The sequence below is a fragment of the Paraliobacillus zengyii genome, assembly GCF_003268595.1.
Classification (GTDB): domain Bacteria; phylum Bacillota; class Bacilli; order Bacillales; family Amphibacillaceae; genus Paraliobacillus_A; species Paraliobacillus_A zengyii.
This window is the reverse complement of the sequence record NZ_CP029797.1, coordinates 2,535,285-2,555,291: the sequence shown is the minus strand read 5'-3', so window position 1 is coordinate 2,555,291 and position 20,007 is coordinate 2,535,285. Positions and strand designations below refer to the sequence as shown.

General features: G+C 32.8%; 19 protein-coding genes. 15 read left to right on the top strand and 4 right to left on the bottom strand.

The window, feature by feature from the left end; translation table 11 throughout:
* The first annotated feature begins 184 nt into the window (after positions 1–184).
* Positions 185–1,198, top strand: a complete 1,014-nt coding sequence (locus DM447_RS13025) for a DUF4062 domain-containing protein (protein ID WP_112181631.1) — start codon at positions 185–187, stop codon at positions 1,196–1,198.
* A 240-nt stretch (positions 1,199–1,438) separates the two neighbouring features.
* Positions 1,439–2,458 (top strand): hypothetical protein, encoded by a 1,020-nt coding sequence (locus tag DM447_RS13020; RefSeq protein ID WP_112181630.1) that lies wholly within the window; start codon positions 1,439–1,441, stop codon positions 2,456–2,458.
* Positions 2,459–3,013: 555 nt separating this feature from the next.
* Here DM447_RS13020 and rpsD read toward each other — a convergent pair.
* Positions 3,014–3,616 carry a 30S ribosomal protein S4 gene (gene rpsD / locus DM447_RS13010; RefSeq protein WP_112182746.1) on the bottom strand — a complete coding sequence of 201 codons (603 nt, stop codon included), beginning with the start codon at positions 3,614–3,616 and terminating at the stop codon, positions 3,014–3,016.
* A gap of 402 nt (positions 3,617–4,018) precedes the next feature.
* Here rpsD and DM447_RS13005 point away from each other — a divergent pair, with 402 nt between their 5' ends.
* Complete coding sequence (locus tag DM447_RS13005) at positions 4,019–5,884, top strand: sensor domain-containing diguanylate cyclase (RefSeq protein ID WP_112181628.1); 1,866 nt, start codon at positions 4,019–4,021, stop codon at positions 5,882–5,884.
* Positions 5,885–5,922: 38 nt separating this feature from the next.
* On the opposite strand, the gene DM447_RS13000 is transcribed toward DM447_RS13005, so the two are convergent.
* Positions 5,923–6,402 carry a GAF domain-containing protein gene (locus DM447_RS13000; protein WP_112181627.1) on the bottom strand — a complete coding sequence of 160 codons (480 nt, stop codon included), beginning with the start codon at positions 6,400–6,402 and terminating at the stop codon, positions 5,923–5,925.
* A 307-nt stretch (positions 6,403–6,709) separates the two neighbouring features.
* On the opposite strand from DM447_RS13000, the gene ezrA reads away from it, so the two are divergent.
* The 6 genes from ezrA to DM447_RS12970 all read left to right on the top strand — a co-directional run bounded on the left by ezrA (position 6,710) and on the right by DM447_RS12970 (position 13,346).
* Positions 6,710–8,404, top strand: a complete 1,695-nt coding sequence (gene ezrA / locus DM447_RS12995) for a septation ring formation regulator EzrA (RefSeq protein ID WP_112181626.1) — start codon at positions 6,710–6,712, stop codon at positions 8,402–8,404.
* A 14-nt stretch (positions 8,405–8,418) separates the two neighbouring features.
* Positions 8,419–8,775 carry a hypothetical protein gene (locus tag DM447_RS12990; protein WP_112181625.1) on the top strand — a complete coding sequence of 119 codons (357 nt, stop codon included), beginning with the start codon at positions 8,419–8,421 and terminating at the stop codon, positions 8,773–8,775.
* Positions 8,776–8,922: 147 nt separating this feature from the next.
* A complete protein-coding gene (locus DM447_RS12985; protein ID WP_112181624.1) occupies positions 8,923–10,062 on the top strand; it encodes a cysteine desulfurase family protein in 1,140 nt (379 codons plus the stop codon).
* Between the two features lie 5 nt (positions 10,063–10,067).
* Entirely contained in the window at positions 10,068–11,270 is a 1,203-nt protein-coding gene (gene thiI, locus DM447_RS12980; protein ID WP_112181623.1) for a tRNA uracil 4-sulfurtransferase ThiI, read from the top strand.
* Positions 11,271–11,383: 113 nt separating this feature from the next.
* The gene (locus DM447_RS12975) at positions 11,384–11,596 is read left to right on the top strand and encodes an alpha/beta-type small acid-soluble spore protein (RefSeq protein ID WP_112181622.1); all 213 of its coding nucleotides are present in this window, start codon (positions 11,384–11,386) and stop codon (positions 11,594–11,596) included.
* A 151-nt stretch (positions 11,597–11,747) separates the two neighbouring features.
* A complete protein-coding gene (locus DM447_RS12970; RefSeq protein WP_112181621.1) occupies positions 11,748–13,346 on the top strand; it encodes an amidohydrolase in 1,599 nt (532 codons plus the stop codon).
* 41 nt (positions 13,347–13,387) lie between these two features.
* Here DM447_RS12970 and DM447_RS12965 read toward each other — a convergent pair whose 3' ends face one another.
* Positions 13,388–14,188 carry an NAD kinase gene (locus tag DM447_RS12965; protein ID WP_112181620.1) on the bottom strand — a complete coding sequence of 267 codons (801 nt, stop codon included), beginning with the start codon at positions 14,186–14,188 and terminating at the stop codon, positions 13,388–13,390.
* Between the two features lie 233 nt (positions 14,189–14,421).
* Between DM447_RS12965 and DM447_RS12960 the strand changes: the two genes are divergently transcribed.
* The 4 genes from DM447_RS12960 (at position 14,422) to DM447_RS12945 (ending at position 17,778) form a co-directional block, all read left to right on the top strand.
* A complete protein-coding gene (locus DM447_RS12960) occupies positions 14,422–14,907 on the top strand; it encodes a DUF2953 domain-containing protein (protein WP_162632652.1) in 486 nt (161 codons plus the stop codon).
* Positions 14,908–14,946: 39 nt separating this feature from the next.
* Complete coding sequence (gene ytfJ, locus DM447_RS12955; RefSeq protein ID WP_112181618.1) at positions 14,947–15,363, top strand: GerW family sporulation protein; 417 nt, start codon at positions 14,947–14,949, stop codon at positions 15,361–15,363.
* A 112-nt stretch (positions 15,364–15,475) separates the two neighbouring features.
* Positions 15,476–16,459, top strand: a complete 984-nt coding sequence (locus tag DM447_RS12950) for a class I SAM-dependent methyltransferase (protein ID WP_112181617.1) — start codon at positions 15,476–15,478, stop codon at positions 16,457–16,459.
* A gap of 134 nt (positions 16,460–16,593) precedes the next feature.
* Positions 16,594–17,778, top strand: coding sequence for an acetate kinase (locus DM447_RS12945; protein WP_112181616.1), 1,185 nt, complete (start codon positions 16,594–16,596; stop codon positions 17,776–17,778).
* 58 nt (positions 17,779–17,836) lie between these two features.
* Here the strand turns inward: DM447_RS12945 and DM447_RS12940 are convergent, their stop codons facing one another.
* Complete coding sequence (locus DM447_RS12940; protein WP_112181615.1) at positions 17,837–18,298, bottom strand: universal stress protein; 462 nt, start codon at positions 18,296–18,298, stop codon at positions 17,837–17,839.
* Positions 18,299–18,467: 169 nt separating this feature from the next.
* Between DM447_RS12940 and DM447_RS12935 the strand changes: the two genes are divergently transcribed.
* A complete protein-coding gene (locus DM447_RS12935; RefSeq protein WP_112181614.1) occupies positions 18,468–19,214 on the top strand; it encodes an SDR family oxidoreductase in 747 nt (248 codons plus the stop codon).
* A gap of 270 nt (positions 19,215–19,484) precedes the next feature.
* Positions 19,485–19,994, top strand: coding sequence for a DUF4178 domain-containing protein (locus DM447_RS12930; protein WP_112181613.1), 510 nt, complete (start codon positions 19,485–19,487; stop codon positions 19,992–19,994).
* The last annotated feature ends 13 nt before the right edge of the window (positions 19,995–20,007 follow it).

Sequence of the window (20,007 nt, the reverse complement as noted above, 5' to 3'; positions counted from 1 at the left end):
TATGAGATTAGTACATGAAAATTTCTTTTTATCCGAATCATTTTAATAATGAAATACACCTGAGGTTGTGAATATTCTTTCGTGTAAATAATGTCATAAACATTGATAGCTAGAACGAAAGGTTGACTTCTGTAAAAGTTTTCTATTATTTTCTGTAATATAGAAGGAAGTGGAGGGTGTAAATATGGATAAAAAATTACAAGTCTTTGTTTCTTCTACCTATTTGGATTTAATTGATGAAAGGCAAAAAGCGGTAGAAGGAATACTAAGGTCAGGACATATTCCAGCTGGAATGGAGTTGTTTATACCTAATAATAAAACACAATGGGAGATTATTGAAAAATGGATTAAAGAATCAGATGTCCTTATGCTTATATTAGGTGGTAAGTATGGTACTGTTGAGAAGAAAAGTGGTAAAAGTTACACCCAACTAGAATATGAGTTTGCTTTAGCAAACAATATTCCAGTATTTGCGGTTGTATTGAATGAACAATACTTAGCTAATAAAAAGAGTAAAAACATTGACTTAAAGGTGAATGAATATGAAGAGGAAAATCCTAATGTTGATAAATATAAATCCTTTAAGAATGTTGTTACTTCTAATCTAGTAAGTTTTGTTCATGATATAAATCAAATTTCAAATGAGGTAACCTTAGCTCTCCAAAATTTTATGAAAAATGATGAAATTGAATATCATTTTAAAGGTTGGGTTAGAGGGACTGAGCTTAACAAAAATACACCAGTAGAACAAAGTTCACAAGGTAACAAGTTATTCGATATGGATGAGATTTTATTAAATGAAGTTATTGATAAGCTTGAGAGTGAATATTTTATTGACACAATTGATTACATAGCTAATTATTGTACATATGAACTTGAAAGCACGAACAAGATATATGATTTTATTTACACGTATTCTAAACCAACTAAAAGATTTTTTAATGAAGAGTTACAGAATTTATTTACTGAACTAATAAACAAACTTAATAAATATACAAACTATCTTGGCGTTAACTTTTTCCGTAAGAATGATGGGCTATATTTATATCCTGAATTAAACATCGATTATCAATATGTAGATGAAGAGGGTAGAAAAACTTACGAAATGCATCTGAACAGGTTATCTGAAATCTCAAGTAATACAATAGGTGATATTAGAAACTTTGTACATGCTTCAAGGATTACACTCTATAAATAATAAGAATTAATGCCGCCCTTTTATGCACTACTAACTCAGCACATGGAGTATGCGGAAACATATTCTCTTAACATAATTAATGTTTTGAAAAACTACAAGTAATGCATAGTAGAATCATAATGTGTAGTTTAACGAAATACATAAAAAACTAATGCATTGTAATAAAAGCTAAAGAATATATTGATTTCATATAGAAATTAATAACTATATGGTATAAACTAGTAAAAAGAGAAAATTCAGATGAATTATAATTTACAAGTAAAGGGACTAATTAGTATGAGCAGATCAGAAAAGCAAAGAAGATATTACATTATACTTGTGATAACTCCATTAATAATTGCAACTTTTACATATTTTTTTAAAGAGAGTATATCAAATGCTTTTTACATAAATATCACTGCGTTAGATTTATTTTCAGGAGTCTTTTATGTTTTAACAGTACTTGGTACTCTAATGCTGTATTTACAAACAGGTTTTAAAAAGAGTTCATTGCTTGAAATTAATGGTAGTAATGATTCGGTCCAAAATTCACAAGATGTTGAGAATCTTAAATTAGAACTCAATAATATAAGGGAAAAGCTAAATAATCTGGAAAAACATAGTAACGTGAGTTCTTCTAATTTAAATAAGGAGAAATTAGAAGAAATACAGGAAATTATTAAGTCTAAAATAATTGATGAAACAAATGATAAATTTATCAAAAAATTGGAAGAAAAAGTTGAAGATAATCAGTTTCAGAACAAAGTTGAACAAAGCTTCTTTAATACATTGAATAGGTTAAAGCGAGAAATAGGAACATTAAACACTAGAAGTAACCTGAATTTAGCAATAGGAATAACTGTAACTGGAGTAGGTTTATATTTATTATATTTGTTTGTTTTTAAGGGTAATTTAGAGAGTGCTAATGATACTCTTTCTTTTATTGTGCAATTTGTCCCTAAATTATCACTTGTTATTTTTATAGAAGTCTTTGCGTTCTTTTTTCTTTCATTATATAAGACTTCCTTAGCAGAAATTAAGTATTACCAAAATGAGATGACAAAGATTGAAACTAAATATCTCGCCTTAGTAACGGCACTTGAACTTAAATCAGAGGACATTACATTAGAAATATTAAGAGAATTCTCAAGTATAGGTCACAATGGACAGGTTGAAGAAAATAGAGGAAATGGAGATATCCAGATACAACAAGATAAACTGAAAGCCGATAACATGGTTGAGATTTTAGCGAAAATCATAGATACATACAAAAAAAGCTAGCCATAATATAATCGTATTTAACAATATGAAATTTATTGCCAGAATTAATTAACACAATCCACTATTTAATAACTGTTAATATTACTGTAAAACATTTATATTTTACAGATGAAAATATTTGGAAAACGACTCAAAATCATGTCTTTTCTACTTTAGTACTAACATGACATAATTAATGATATAGCAAGAAGCGGATGTTATAAAACCCGCTTCTTTTTTTGTGAAATTTTGTTGCATAGTACAACCATACTGTTCAACAAATAATGAAATGTTTATAAACATGGCGGAGAGGGTACATTCATGTAGTGGTAATCAATTAAGTATCGTTTACAAATTACGATACTTTTTTTATTCTTTCCCATACGTCTGCCCACACTTTATTTTCAACCAAGAAAACCAACCAAAAACCAACCAAAAACCAACCAAAAACCAACCGAAAATACATACATTTCCTTGCGTTATTTTGCAAATATCAAAACAAAAGAAAAAGCCTTGAAACATTGATTTAACAACGTTTCCAAGGCTTTTTTGCATTCTTTATTCAGTCTATCCCGATTAACGTGAGTAGAACTCAACGATAAGTGGTTCGTTAATTTCAGCAGGTAGTTCAGAACGCTCAGGTAAGCGAGTGTACGTACCTTCCATTTTGTCTGCATCGAATGAAACGTATTCTGGTACGAATGCGTTAGCTTCAAGAGCTTCTTCAATGATGTTTAGTTTTTGAGATTTTTCTCTTAAACCAATTACTTGACCAGGAGCAACACTATAAGAAGGAATATCAACACGACTTCCGTCTACAGTGATGTGACCGTGGTTTACTAATTGACGAGACTGTCTACGCGTACGTGCAAGACCTAAACGGTATACAAGATTATCCAAACGAGATTCTAATAGAATCATGAATGTTTCACCATGAATACCATGCATTTTACCAGCTTTGTCGAATAGGTTACGGAATTGACGTTCGTTAACGCCATACATAAAGCGAAGTTTTTGCTTCTCTTGTAGTTGTAAACCATATTCAGAAAGCTTTCTACGTTGATTTGCACCATGTTGACCTGGTGGGTAAGGACGTTTATCTAACTCTTTTCCTGTACCAGTTAATGAAATTCCTAAACGACGAGATTTTTTCCATACAGGACCTGTATAGCGAGACATTAAATCTTCTCCCTTATATTTTGAATTTGCATAAAACAAGACAGAGTGTTCCATAATCGCTTGCCATTTTGTTTTCATGTACCATCGCTCCAGCAGCAGAGAGTTACACGATACACCTTACTTTTAAAAGATAAGGAACAAAATGTACAATCGGTGGTTCACAAAGGCTACCTTTTTTACACAAAGATTATTATATGACTTTTTATGCATGAAGTCAATAGAAAGGTAACCATTCATGCGCGTATGAGAAATTTGTCCTATTTTATTGATAGGAATATAGCAAACTTTGCTTTATAATGATAAATATCAGAATAGTTTATTAATCATGTATTGTATTTGTCGTAGCTATAACACACTTTGTCTAGATCCATATTAACTTATTATAATAGGATAGGTGAGAACATGAAAGTTGCCGAAGAGAGATTTGAGAAACTATTTTCAAAAGAATTGATTTCTACCATTCATAACCAAGAAGAATTAGTAAATAAGATGGTGACAGAAATCAAACAACTTACAGATGCTAGTCATGTCGGAGTATATTTGTATGATCATTGGAAAGACGACTTTGAATTAGTGAAAATAGCTTCAAATGGTGAAAATTCATTTAGAAGGTATTTATTTTCTGATGGCATTTTAAGTAAAGAAGAAAACAAACGGTATCATTCAGCGTTTAATATTTACAATGGACAAGATGCTTTTCTTCAACAGTATGATTATCCTGCCTTTTTAGTAGCGTTAAATAAAATGGATACCAAAGTTGGTTATATGTTAATTGCCTTTGAAACAGAGTTAGATGATAATGATCAATTTTATCATTTTTTAGAAAAAGTAGCTTCGGAAATAAATTCTCTATTAAATGGTTTGGATGATTACTCACAGATGATGGAGCAGGCAAGTAAATATGAATTAATGTACAGAGTGACCCAAAAGTTTCATTCAACTATGAATACGAATGATGTGTTAACAGAAATTGTTGATGCTATAAAATATATTTATCCTGACTTTAGTTGTAATTTATTTTTATCCCGTGATTACCAAAGTGATAAGAAATTACCTGTTAAAGAATTAATATATAACGAAGAATTCGCTGAAAAATTAAGTGTGAAAGCATTTTTAACTGGAGAAATTAAATTAGAAGTCGATAAAAATAAATCACGCTTGTTTGCGCCATTGCATGGGAAACAAGGTACGTATGGTGTATTACAAATTACTGCCTATAATATTTCCAAATTCCCGGAAAGTGATGTAGAATTCATTCGGTTATTAGCAAGTACAGCAGGTAATGCATTAGAGAATGCTCAACTTTATCAGCAATCGAACCAATTAATAGCGGATTTACAATTAATAAATGAGATCTCGCATAAGTTAAACTCTAACTTACGTTTAAATGAAACAACACTGTTTATGAAGCAACAATTGCAAGATTCATTTCATGCTGAAGAGATTGGCTTTGTTTTATTAAATGAAGAAGAGGAGAAATACCAGATCTTGCATGAATCAACACCTTTTTTTGATACAACAGACGCAAGTGTGTTTATAGAGGAAATGCTTCAAATATTGCAGGAAGAAAAAGATGCGATATTTGTTGGGGATTTTACGAAGAAATATCCGAATCGTTCGTTTGGCTTAAAGGCAGTGATGGTCATGCCGATGATCCAATCAGATCAACTAAAAGGTGCAATTATCATTTTACATAAAAATCCGTATTTCTTTTCTTTTGAGAATTTCAAATTAATTAAATCGATTGTTCATCACTCGACACTAGCTTTTGTTAACTCCATGTTACGTGAACAGTTAGAAAATCTAGTTATTACTGATTATCTAACAAAACTATATTCACGTAAATATTTAGATGAAAAATGTAAACAACACTTGGAAACAGATCGAGAAGGTATATTCTTATTGCTAGATATCGATGATTTCAAGCATGTTAATGATACGTATGGCCATGATGTTGGAGATGAATTGATTATCCAAGTTGCAAACATTATTAAAAATAACGTGAAAAATGATGGTTTTGCAGCTAGGTGGGGTGGCGAGGAATTGGCAGTTTATTTACCTGAATGTAACCTCGAAAAAGGTATGGAAGTAGCGTCTACACTTGTTAAATTAATTGAGATGCGTACAGAACCAAAGATAACCGTATCGATTGGGATAGCTTGCTGGGATCAAAGTAATCCTGAAAAAATGAATGCTATTTTTGATCGAGCGGATCGCTCATTATATGAAGCAAAACGTCTCGGTAAAAATGGAGTAGCTAAACTTTAAAAAGAAAGGCCTTTATCAGATGATAAAGGCCTTTCTTTTTAAAGATATTTTTGAATAACAGTAACGAATTTCTCTAAGTATTCTTGATCAAGTTGATCAAAGCGATCGAGATTCGGACTGTCAATATCCAATACACCTATTACTTCTTCATTTACGATAAGTGGAACAACAATTTCAGATTGGCTTGCTGCATCACATGCGATATGCCCAGGAAACTGATTAACATCAGCAATTCTTTGGGTCTTACGCTCACTTACAGCTGTTCCACATACACCTTTTCCAACTGAAATTCTAACACAAGCTGGTAGTCCTTGAAATGGTCCTAAAACAAGCTCATTTTGTTTCAGTAGATAGAAACCAACCCAGTTTATTTCTTTTAGAAATTGGTTTAATAATGCTGTTGCATTTGATAAATTTGCTATTAAATCTTTTTCGTCCTCTATTAATGCTTCCACTTGCTTGAGTAAAAGCTGATAATCTTTTTCACGTGAATTTGTATCTGTTTGAATAGCTCCCATGTAAATTACCCCCTGTATGGATATTTCTTATAAAAAATAGTATAGCTTACAGGTAGTGTATAAGGCAATTAATACGAAAGAAAAATGAAGAAAATGTCATTATTTTAAGTGTTTCAGAAAAAAATATAAAGAAAAATGTCATTTTGATAAATAATTTGATTTTTTTTAGCAAAATAAGTGTGTAACATGGTATCATAAGATTACTACATATTCTTTATTAGAATGTTAATTTATTAGATGAACTGTTGAGAAAATGATAAGTGTATCAATACTATAGAAGATTGTTATTTGTTTAAGGGGGATTAACATGGTGGCTTACATCATAGGAGTTATTCTCGTTGTAATTGCATTGATAATTGTCGGTTTACTATTACGCAAAAGAATATATGATGAAGTAGATAAGCATGAAAGCTGGAAAATGGATATCATGAATCGTAATGTGACAACGGAATTACAAAGAGTGAAAAGTTTAAACTTGTCTGGTGAGACGCAAGAAAAATTTGAAGGTTGGAAAGTTAGTTGGGATCAAATCTTAACAAGAGAACTTCCAGATATTGAAGAGTATTTGTTAGATGCTGAAGAAGCAGCTGATAGATTTCGTGTTTCAGAAGCTAAGAAAAATCTAAAAACAGTTGACCAAACTTTACAAAGAATTGAATCAACTATCGAAGAAATGTTTGTAGAATTAGATCAATTACTTGATTCGGAAAAGCAAAGTCGTAAAGAAGTTGAAGAAGTACAACCACAAATTAAACATTTAAGAAGAGAACTTTTACAAAATCGACATCTATACGGAAAAGCTGAAGCTCGGTTTGAAGTAGAAATCAATGAATTGCAACAACTGTTAGATCAATATTTTACTGCTATTGAATTAGGTAATTACTTTGAGGCGAAACAATTCGTTGAGGACTTAAAAACTGATTTAAATCATCTAACAGTAAAAATAGAAGAGTTTCCAATCATTTATAAAAAATGCAATCGAGAACTACCTGAACAAATTCGTGAACTTTTGACAGGTGTAAAAGAAATGAAGGAACAGGGTTATCGAATTGAACATTTAGGTTTGGAAAAAGAGTTGTCTAGTTATCAAAATGAGCTAGAAAATTGCGTGAAACAACTTGAAAAGGGCGATGTAGAAGAAATTTCAGATTTACTACAATCGATTGATGAACGAGTTAATGAAATTTATGCTTTATTAGAGAAAGAGGCCCAGGCTAAGTCTTATATCGAAAAACATTTAATTAACTTTAAAAAATTAATAGAAGAAGTAACGGTCGACTTCGATGCAACAAATGAAGAAGTAGAAACTTTACAACAAACCTATTATTTAGAAGAAAGTGATCTAGAACTATATTCGAATTTAGAAAAGTGGATTCATCAATTACAACGTCAACTTGAACAAATTGAAACAGATTTACAAAATGATAAACAGACATACGTTGCACTGCGTGATCAATTAGAAACAAGCTACCAAGATTTACAACAGTTACAGACTTCTCATCAAGATTTTAAAGAACAAGTACGGACAATACGTAAGGATGAATTAGAAGCCAAAAAGAAAGTAGAAGAATTAAAAAGGGATTTGTTTGATACAAACAAAAAACTACAAAAAAGTAATATTCCTGGCGTACCGTCATTTTTATGGAATAGCTTAGAAGAGGCATCAAGAAAAAGTAATCTTGTAATGGAAAGTCTTGCGAAGCAGCCACTTGATATGGGTCAAGTGCAACATGTATTAATAGAAGCTGAAACTTCTGTTCAAACAATGATTGAAGACACTAATTTATTACTTGAGCAAGCATATTTAGTTGAAACAGTTATTCAATATGCAAATCGCTACCGTAGTAAATACCCATTACTAGCTGCGAAATTGGCAGAATCAGAAAAGCAGTTTCGAGATTACGCTTATGAAGGCGCGCTAGAGACAGCTGCAAATGCATTAGAAGAAATTGACCCAGGTGCGTTAAAACGTCTGGAAACTCGCATACAAGTTCCAAGTTAGAAAGGAAACTAAACATGAACATCAAGAAATGGATGATTATTGGACTAAGTAGCTCAGCAGTGATTATATGGATCGTGTTCTTTATCATTTTAATTGGGAGAGATTCTCCTGAATTAATGGCTAAACAACACACAACTTCTGTACGAGAAGAAGTTGCCTTGAGTAATCAAACGAATAGATTTAAGCAAGTAGACTCAGAAACAAATAGTGCAGACCAAGACATGCCAGTTGAAAGTATGGATGAAGAGAATCAAGATGTACAACTTGCGGATAATACAAATATAGACCAAAACATATTGTATGATTTTGAAGTAGATAATGCTGTATCCATTGATGAACTGTTAGCTGCTTTAAATATTGGTAAAGAATAAATTAGTGAGTTCCTTATTTTATGATGCCCCTTGCTACTGATAGTGAGGGGTTTTTGAATGCACTTTTTAAAGGAAACAGCATCTTTCCAATGTGGACGAACTATGTTAAGATATTTCAATGCAAAAAGGAAATTAAGGAGACTCTCAATGATTTATTTTGATAATAGCGCTACAACAAAGCCATATAAAGATGTATTAGATAGTTTCAACCAGGTTTCAAAACAATTTTATGGTAATCCTTCATCTATTCATCGTTTCGGTATTGATGCAGGAACATTGCTTCGTAAAGCACAACAACAAGCATCTGCTATTCTTTCTGTTGATCAAAGTGAGATTATTTTTACTTCCGGTGGAACGGAAGGGAATAATACGGCAATAAAAGGAATTGCTTTAGCACATCAAAGTCATGGTAAGCATATAATTACAACTCAAATTGAGCATCCTTCTGTTATAGAAGCATGTGAATCATTAGAAACATTAGGCTTTAAAGTTACTTATTTACCTGTGAATCATGATGGGATTGTGGAGATTGATGATGTGAAAGCAGCTCTTACAAAGGAAACAATTTTAATAAGTGTGATGCATGTAAACAATGAGTTAGGAACAGTTCAACCCATTAAAGCTATTGGACAACTTGTAAAAGATATACCTACTACCTATTTTCATGTTGATGATGTCCAAGGATTTGGAAAAATTCCTTTGCAATTAGCTGATAGCGGAATTGATTTATGGACTATTTCGGGTCATAAATTTCATGGATTAAAAGGAACCGGATTATTGTATATTAAAAAAGGTACCAACCTATTTCCCTTATTTCATGGTGGCCATCAACAAATGAATTATCGGTCTGGTACAGAGAATTTGGCTGGAATCGTTTCTTTAGTCAAGGCAATGCGTCTAATTACAGAAAAGGAAGAAACAGACCATGCTCACCTATATAAGCTAAATAAACAGTTACGAGATGAATTAGAGTTGATCACTTCAGTTAAAATTAATACAGTAGAAAATCAGGCACCACATATTTTAAATATTTCAATACCTGGTTATAAACCTGAAGTAGTAATTCACGCATTAGGTGAACGAGATATATTCATCTCAACTAAATCTGCATGTTCATCGAAAAAACCAGATGAAAGTGCAATTTTAAAAGCTGCAGGTTTTCCGCATAATCGAACAACCTCAGCATTGAGGATTAGCTTGTCTTATCAAAATACAAAAGAAGAGATTGAACTATTCAGTAGATCGTTAAAAAAAGTGATACAACAATTGAGTAAAGTAATGGGGTAGATAAAATGTTATATGACCATATATTAATTCGATACGGTGAATTGGCTTTAAAAGGTAAGAATAGAAAGATTTTCATATATCAACTACATGAAAATATTAGAAACAAACTTCAAGGATTTCCAAAAGTGAAAATTAAAAATGCTCGTGATCGTATGTCTATAATGTTAAATGGAGAAGATCCGCAGAAAATAATGGAAAAATGTAAATATATTTTTGGTATTCAAAGTTTGAGTATAGCAATCAAAGTAGAAAATGATCCAGATCAAATTAAAGACGCAGCATTATTTGCTTTAAAAGAAGCAGAGAACGTTAAAACATTTAAAATAACAACGAAAAGAGCAAATAAGGATTTCCCGATTGGTTCGCAGGAGTTTAATCATGTAGTAGGCTCACATCTGCTGACGAATACGGAAGATTATACAGTCGATGTGCATCATCCTGATGTAGAAGTACATTTAGATATTCGAACTGATGCCACATATATTACCTCACAAAGAACCAAAGGAGCTGGCGGGTTGCCAGTTGGAACTGCAGGAAAGTCATTGTTACTATTATCTGGAGGCATCGACAGCCCAGTAGCTGGTTACTTAACAATGCAAAGAGGCGTGCATGTAGAGGCGGTACACTTTCATTCTCCACCATTCACAAGTGAAGCAGCAAAGCAAAAAGTCTTGGATTTAGCAGCTGAATTGGCAAATTACGGTAAGAAAGTGACTGTTCATATTGTTCCTTTTACTACATTGCAACAGAAGATTCATCGAGAAATACCCTATGGTTATTCTATGACAGTAATGCGAAGAATGATGATGTTAATTAGTGAAAAAATTGCGAAAAAGGAAGGCATCCTATCTATTACAACGGGAGATAGTTTAGGACAAGTTGCGAGTCAGACGATGGAAAGCATGCATGCTATAAATAATATTACGCGCTATCCAATATTAAGACCCTTAATTGCGATGGATAAAGAAGAAATTATCACAATCGCTGAGAGAATCGGAACATACGGTATTTCAATTCGTCCATTTGAAGATTGCTGTACTGTATTTGTACCTAAAGCGCCTAAAACAAAACCAAAACTAGATAAAGTAGTTTATTTTGAAGAGCAAATGGATATAGAAAAAGATATCCAAGATATTCTTGATAATATTGAAGTCATTATGATTTCTACTAATTCAAAAGAGACAGATCCCATGACAGACCTGTTTTAAAAGGCAATACGCAAATTTAGGTGATAGATGAAACAACTACCAATTATTTTATTGTATTGTTTTACTCCTTCGTGCACATTCTATAGATGTACCACAGAGGAGGTGAAGAAGTCATGGCAAGTAACAACAACAGTTCAAACAACTTAGTAGTACCTGGCGTTAGCCAAGCATTAGATCAAATGAAATATGAAATTGCGCAAGAGTTTGGTGTAAGTCTTGGAGCTGATACTACTTCTCGTGCTAACGGTTCAGTTGGTGGAGAAATAACAAAACGTCTAGTTCAAATGGCAGAGCAACAAATGAGCGGACAATCACAACAATCATAATAAAAATGGCATAAACATGAGTAGTGCTCAATCTGAGCACTACTCTTTTAAATATGTAGAAAATTTGCTATCTTTTATATAAGGGAATTGCTTCAATTATCATCTTTTAGCTTTTTATAAGGAGTAAGGCAAATAAAGGGAGAATCAGTTGATGGGTACATTATGGTATGGTGGTACGATATACACGATGAGAGAAATAGGAGAAACTGTAGAAGCAATTTATACGGAAAATGGTTATATTATTGAAAGTGGTCATTTACATAAATTAAAAGAAAAGTATGAGAAAGCTATTAAGGAATATCAAGATTTAAAAGGAAATGTAATGTTTCCCGGTTTTGTTGATAGTCACTTACATATTATCGGACACGGTGAAAAAATAGTTCATTTAGATTTATCGAAGATGACTAGTCCAGAACAAGTATTATTTGCTGTTAAAGACCGTATTAAAGGATTAAGTAATGGATCATGGTTAATTGGTGAAGGTTGGAATGAAAATCAGTGGGAAGATCCACGTGTTATTCATAAAACAGAACTAGATGAAATTACAACAAATCATCCGATTATGTTAACGCGCGTTTGTCGTCATGCTATAATTGCAAATTCCAACGCAATCGAACTAGCAAATGTAAATAAAGAAGCCATGGATCCACAAGGTGGCAAAATAGTCCGTGATAAATCAGGAGAGCTAACGGGTTACTTTTTGGATAACGCACAGGATTTAGTTAAACAAGCTATTCCAGATATTTCAACGAAAGAATTAAGAGATTTAGTTACTACCTCAGTTGATGATTTATTGCGATTAGGTCTAGTAGGTGGACACAGTGAGGATCTCGCCTATTATGGTGCTGATAGCTTTGATAAAACGTGGCAAGCATTTCATGCAGGAATAGATGGGATCACGCGAAAATTCCGCGCACATTTACTTGTCCATCATGAAGTTATAGAAGATATGTATGAACAAGGTTTAGCCTACGGTTCTGGTAATGATTATGTCTCGCTAGGTGCAATGAAGATTTTTTCTGATGGGGCACTAGGTGGTCGAACTGCTTGGCTACAAGAAGCCTATTCAGATGACACATCTAATTATGGTATCGCTATTCATAGGCCAGAAAGTTTAGAAGTACTAATCAAACGTGCACGTCAACTAGAAATGCCGATTGCAGTTCATGCGATAGGAGATCAAGCTATTTTAACAATTGCAAGGTTGCTGGCAAAGTATCCATTAAAGAACAATAGAAAAGATCGCATTATTCATTCTTTAGTTATCAATCCAAACGTAATAAAAGCATTAAAACAAATAAATGTAGTATTAGATATTCAACCTACATTTGTATCTTCCGATTTCCCTTGGGTGATAGAAAGGCTAGGAGCAATTCGGGCAAATAACTCGTATCCTTGGAAGACATTTTTACAAGAAGAAATCCCTTGTGCAGCAGGATCAGATGCACCAATTGAAGAAGTGGATCCTTTATTAGGAATCGAGGCGTTTGTTTTACGAAAATCAAGTCTAGACGGTAGAATTTATAATGAAAAAGAGCAACTATCTGTTTATGAAGCGGTTTCCTTATATACCAAAGGAAGTGCATATGTTATTGACCATGAACAAGATCGTGGCATGATTTTACCTGGCTATGTAGCAGATTTTACGGTATTTGATCAAGACTTATTTAAGATAGAGAAGGAGTCAATTCACACTAGTAAAGTTCAAAAGACGGTAGTCGATGGAACTATTATGTATCAGCGTAAATAATAAAAAACAGCTCAGTTGAGCTGTTTTTTTAGGTTGGTGCATTATAAATACAGTTGTTTTAATCGATCGAAATAACTATTTTGCGATAATTGTATTGTCTGAATTGTTTTCGCGCTCATTGTAAATGATATATCTCTAATATTGCGAATAGAGTAGGCTTCATTATCTAATCCAATAACAGGATAATCATTACCGTCCTGTAATATTTCTAAGCGCAATTTTTTATTTTCTCCCAATACTAATGATGATCCTAATGTTCGATAATTATTATTGTTTATCGAAGCAAGTTCTGTCATTTGAAAACAAGGGATATTAGGATCTACAATAGCCCCTGAAATTGATTTATTATACCCAGTACTACCAGTTGGTGTAGCTACAATTAAGCCGTCCCCTCTAAAGCGCTCAAAATAACTATCGTTAATATAGACGTCAATAACTATTGTTTTAATAATAGAAGACCTTACACTAGCTTCATTTAAACAATAGAATGGTGCCTCTCCATTTATAGATACTTCTATAATTGGGAACTTTTGTTTTTTGATATCTTTAGAAATTAATGCATCAAATAGCTCATGAATACGATCTGTTGAAAAGTCAGCATATAGTCCAACCTCATTTTCCTTAGATAAACCAACATATAAGCAATTATCAAGAAAACCAGTGTGACGAACACCTTGTAGATAAGTACCATCATCTCCGATACATACAATTATATCTGCATCTTGATGATTTTTCACAATTGAAAATCCGTTCTGATCACTAGCTTGAAATAATTTAATTAATTCTTCCTTTGAAACATTCTCTTTTTGATAATAAAAATATATATTTTTATTATTTGACATAAAATTCCTCCCAATTGTAAAAGCTAACTATTCTACTTATAACCATTATCAACCAATATTAAACGCGTTATCTGTTTAGGATATTGTTTGATCGCCATACTGTTACTATGGAGGTGTTTTAGAATATGTATGCTATCATTTTAATCTTCTTATTAATTTTACTTATACTGCTACTACTAGTGATGTGTTTATCGATAAAAGTGAAACTTTATTTGGAGTGCAGTCAAGAAATAATGACAGCTACTATTATTATTCATGTAGCAGGAATAAAAATGCATGAAAGAGCGTATGAAATTGTTTTAAAGGATGTATTTGAAGAGGAAGCAATGGATTTGATAGAGTCGATTCAAACATTTTTTAATCAATCACAAGAAAAAGTAAAACCACAGATAAAGCTTTATAGAAAAAATCAAAAATTCCACAAATTGATTAGAGCAAGATTAAAAAAAGTCAATATGCATTCTCTTAATTGGGAAACTACTATTGGCACTGCCGAAGCAACGAGTACAGGATTGTTGGCTGGACTTTGTTGGACAGTAAAAGGTTGTATAGGTGCTGTTTTAGACCAATTTGTAAATATAAAAGAAAGTCCAGAATTTAAAGTAACACCAGTGTTTCAACAAAGGTTAGTTAATTCAAATTGTACATGTATTTTTTCTATGCGCTTAGGGCAAGCTATTTATACCATGATGCAAGTCGGAAAATGGAATAGTAAATAACGAGTCAACAACGTTGAAACTGCATGAGGAGGCAATTGTATGACTAATCCACATCCTATTGAAGGACTAATGTCAACAGCAATGGAAAGTTTAAAGGCAATGGTAGATGTAAATACTATAGTAGGTGAGCCGATTGAGTCACCCGATGGAAGTATTATTATCCCAGTATCAAAAGTGGGATTTGGTTTTGCTGCTGGTGGTAGTGAATTTGGTAAAAGTGAATCAAAAAATGATGAGGAAGACTCGCCAAAAAGGCCGTTCGGTGGAGGCAGTGGTGGAGGGGTTACAATAACGCCTGTAGCCTTCCTAGTAGCAAACAAGCAAGGTGTAGAAATGATTCATTTAGACCAACAAACACACTTATATGAAAAATTAGTAGATGTTGCACCACAAGCTTTAGAAAAAATGAAAGATTTGCTTTCGAATAAAGGAAAATCGGATGACTCAGATAAATAATTAAATTGCTAGACATATCAAGAGAATGCCTTCATAATATTGATGGCATTCTTTTTTGCATATTCACAAAGGGTGGACATGATTGGATTTTAGATAGGAAGGAAGAGATTTTATGGCTCAGGAAAATGTCGAAAAGCATTTTAAACTATTAGATGAAATGGTTGAATATTTACAAGAAAAAATGAATGTAACGTATATAGAAGGATTGACAATCTGTTTAGAGTATATTGTTACGGAAATAGCTCCATCTGCTTTTACAGAAGATGTTCAGCAAGAAATAGATAATAAAAATAAGTTGTTTACGTTCGATGAATTAAATAGAGAAGAAATTCGCAAGGTTATACAGTTAACAACCTTAAAGGGAATGAAAGGTGCAACACAACAGCAACATTTAATCACACCAGATACAGTAGCAATGTTTATTGGTTATGTAGCGCAAAAACTAATAGGTTCAAAAGAAAACCTACGTGTTTTTGATCCAGCTTCAGGTTCTGCGAATTTGTTGATGGCAGTGCTAAACCAATTAACGATGAAAAAACAGGCTTATGGAAGTGAAATAGATCCTACACTTATACAATTAAGCTTAATGAGCGCAAATCTACAAAGAACTGAAGTTGAGTTTTTCCACCAAGATAGTTTGCAGCCATTTTTGCTGGAACCAGTAGATTTAATCGTATCTGATTTACCAGTAGGTTATTATCCAGATGATGTTAGGTCAAGCCAATTCAAATTAAATTCGACAGAAGGCCACGCCTATTCACACCATCTTTTAATCGAACAAAGTATCCATTATACAAAAGAAGGTGGCTATTTACTTTTTGTAATACCTAATTTCTTATTTGATAGTGATCAAGCAGACAAATTACATGTTTATTTGCAACAAAACGTACATATTATTGGGTTGTTACAGCTACCATCTAGTATATTCCGTGATGAAAATCAAGCTAAGAGTATCTTGATTTTGCAGAAAAAAGGTAAAGATACAAAGGCACCAAAAGAAACGCTACTGGCACAGTTGCCATCTTTTAAAGATGTGCGAGCAACAGAACAAATTGTAGGGAAAATGAATCAATGGTTTAAAAATGAAGGATATTAATTGTTAGAAAATAAGAAATTTGAACTGGAAACGTTAACATTGTAGGTTCATGTTGCAATTTGACTATAGACTTGGTTAGAATAGTACTGGATGTATTAAAAGATAATAATGTAAGTTGAAAGGAATGGATTATTTTGAGTAACGTATTAGCAATTAATGCTGGTAGCTCTTCATTAAAATTTCAATTGATCGATATGCCAGAAGAGAATGTTTTAGCAAAAGGTTTAGTAGAGCGTATTGGAATTAATGACTCTGAAATTACTATTGAATTTGGTGATGAAAAAGATAGTACTGTAACAGATATTCCGGATCATGAAGAAGCAGTTAAGCTACTGTTAGAAAAATTGAAAGCATCTGGTGTAATTAAATCACTTGATGAAATTGATGGAATTGGCCATCGAGTTGTTCACGGTGGAGAACGTTTTACTGATTCAGTGCCAATAACTGCTGAAGTTATTAAAGAAATTGAGGAAGTATCTGAATTAGCACCACTTCATAACCCAGCTAATCTAACTGGTATACGTGCTTTTATAGACATTTTACCAAACGTACCAGCTGTTGCTGTTTTTGATACAGCTTTTCATCAAACGATGCCAAAGCAGTCTTATTTATATAGCCTTCCATATGAATATTATGAAAAGTATGGGATTAGAAAATATGGCTTCCATGGTACGTCACATAAGTATGTCTCGGAACGGGCAGCAGATTTATTGGGTGTACCTTCTGATCAGTTACGTCTTATTTCTTGTCATCTAGGTAATGGTGCAAGTATTGCGGCTATTGAAAATGGTGAATCAATTGATACTTCAATGGGCTTTACACCTCTTGCTGGTGTAACAATGGGAACACGTTCTGGTAACATTGACCCTGCATTAGTTCCATACATTATGGAGAAAACAGGAAAGTCAGTTAATGAGGTATTACAAGTACTTAATAAAGAAAGTGGTATGTTAGCATTATCTGGTTTTTCTAGTGATCTTCGTGACATTCAAGAAAAAGCAGAAAGTGGCGATGAACGTGCAGAACTTGCCCTAAAAATATTTGCAGACCGTATTCATAAATTTATCGGTTCTTATGCAGCTAGAATGAAGGGTGTAGATGCAATCATCTTCACTGCAGGTGTAGGTGAAAATAGTGCAGAAGTTCGTCAGCGTGTATTAGATGGTTTAGAGTTTATGGGCGTTTATTGGGATCCAGCATTAAACAACACACGTGGAAAAGAAGCTTTTGTAAATTATCCACATTCACCAGTTAAAGTTATTGTTATTCCAACAAATGAAGAGGTAATGATTGCAAGAGACGTTATGCGTTTAGCATAAATGTATTTAAAACTGGCACCAGTTGGAGATCAACTGGTGCCAGTTTTTATATTTTTGATTATTCATCATCTTCAACTATTTCATCTGCGCGTACGATTAATACATCACATTTTGCATGACGTGTAATGTTTTCTGAAACGCTTCCAATTAAAAAGCGCTCTACTGCGTTTAAACCAGTTGCACCACAAATAATTAAGTCAGCTTGAAATTTTTTAGCAACTTGTTTTGGGATACGCACTTTAGGTGAACCATAATCAAGATGAATTTCAACATTTTTTACACCATCAGTTGTTGCTTGTTTACGATAATCATCTAATAAAGTATTGGCGTATGATTCTGAACGATTGATTAACGATTGATCATAAGCTTCGGCAGAAGAAATCGTTTTAGTATCTACAATATGAGAAATAATAAGTTGAGCATCATTTCTTTTAGCAATTGCAATAGCTTTTTTAAATGCTTTTTCGGAAGCTTTAGAACCGTCGACAGCTACTAAAATATGTTTGTATTCAGTTGGCATTATCAAACACTTCCTTTCATTAATCTACCTATATTGTAACATGTTTTATATATACAGAACATAAATATGAAGTAGAAATGCCCTAAAATAACAACCTATAATTAGATAAAAATAGTATGATCATGTACGATAGAAGGTGATACTGAGAATGATGAGGGGGAAATTTAAAATGGGGCATGCTTTCATTACTGCTGGTAGCAAAGGTCTAGGTAGACAAGTCACAGAATGTTTTCTTAAGGCAGGACATAATGTAACTATTACATATCGCTCTGATCGACAAAAAGCAGAAGAACTATTAAATGATTATGATGCACTAAAAATCGTAAAAGCAGATGTAACATCCAAAATAGAATTAGAAAATGCAGTAAATGAAGCGGTATATAAATTTGGACCAATTGATTATTTAATAAATAATGCGGGACCATTTGTATTTGAGCGAAAGAAGTTAATGGATTATACAGAAGCTGAATGGGAGCTCATGCAAAAAGGTAATCTAGACGCAGTTTTTCATTTATTAAAATTAACAATTCCTTCAATGCGCCAACAAAAATTCGGCCGTATAATCAATTATGGTTTTCAAGGAGCGAATACTGCAGCTGGATGGATAAATCGGTCAGCATTTGCTGTAGCAAAAGTTGGTCTTGTTTCATTAACCAAAACAATAGCGTTTGAAGAGGCGGAATATGGCATTACCTCCAATATGATTTGTCCAGGAAATATAACAGGAGAAATGAAAGAAGCAACTATTGATAAAAGTAGAGTTTTTCCAGATAAAAATACGCCAATTGGTAGATCTGGTACAGGTGAAGATATAGCGCGTTCGATATTATTTCTTTGTCAAAAAGATTCGGATATGATAACTGGTTCAGTATTTGAGATTACAGGGGGATTAGATGTTATTCATCAACACCTTTAATTTTAAAATGCATTCTAAAAGCAATTGGTGTAGTCCAGTTGTTTTTTCTTGATTAGGAAAGTAATACTTTTATCTGTCCAATTAATATTTAGTGAGTAAAAACCCTCCGTATCGAGGTTTTACCTTTTTCACAAGAAGTATTTAAGTCTACTTGTTTTAGATGCTTGCAGATTATGTTAGAGTAAGTTATAAATATTTTTTTAAATATGAAACTTTTTTTATATTCATTCGTACAAATAGTATAAGGTTTTTAGAGAAGAGGTGTTAAGTATGGGAATGTTCTCTAAACTTTTCCAAAAAAAGAATACAAAACCAAAAGTGAAAGAAAGGGATCCGTTATCGATAGAAATTGGGGATATTATTGAATATGATTTAGGTGATTATGAGGTTGTTGGAAAAATCACGTATCGACAAGATTCATATAAGTGGATTACCTATCAACTTTTAGAAGGTAGAAACACGATTTGGCTATCTGCTGAAATGGATGATGAGCTAGAATTAGGTATCTATAAAACAATACCTTTGTCTGTTCAAAAACCTTTTCCGAAACAACTTACTCATGAAGGTAAGACTTATTATTTAGATGAGTATGGAGAGGCTAGAGTGGTTGGTGAGGGAAGAAGTGTTAATATTAACGGACGAGTGATGGAGTACGCAGAATATTACAATGATAGTGAAAGTGAGTTCCTCAGTTTAGAAGACTGGGGTAGTGAAATAGAAGTAAGTATTGGCTATGAAATTGAAGATTATGAAGTAAAAATTATAGCCGGTTCTAATTAATCAAGGAGGAATT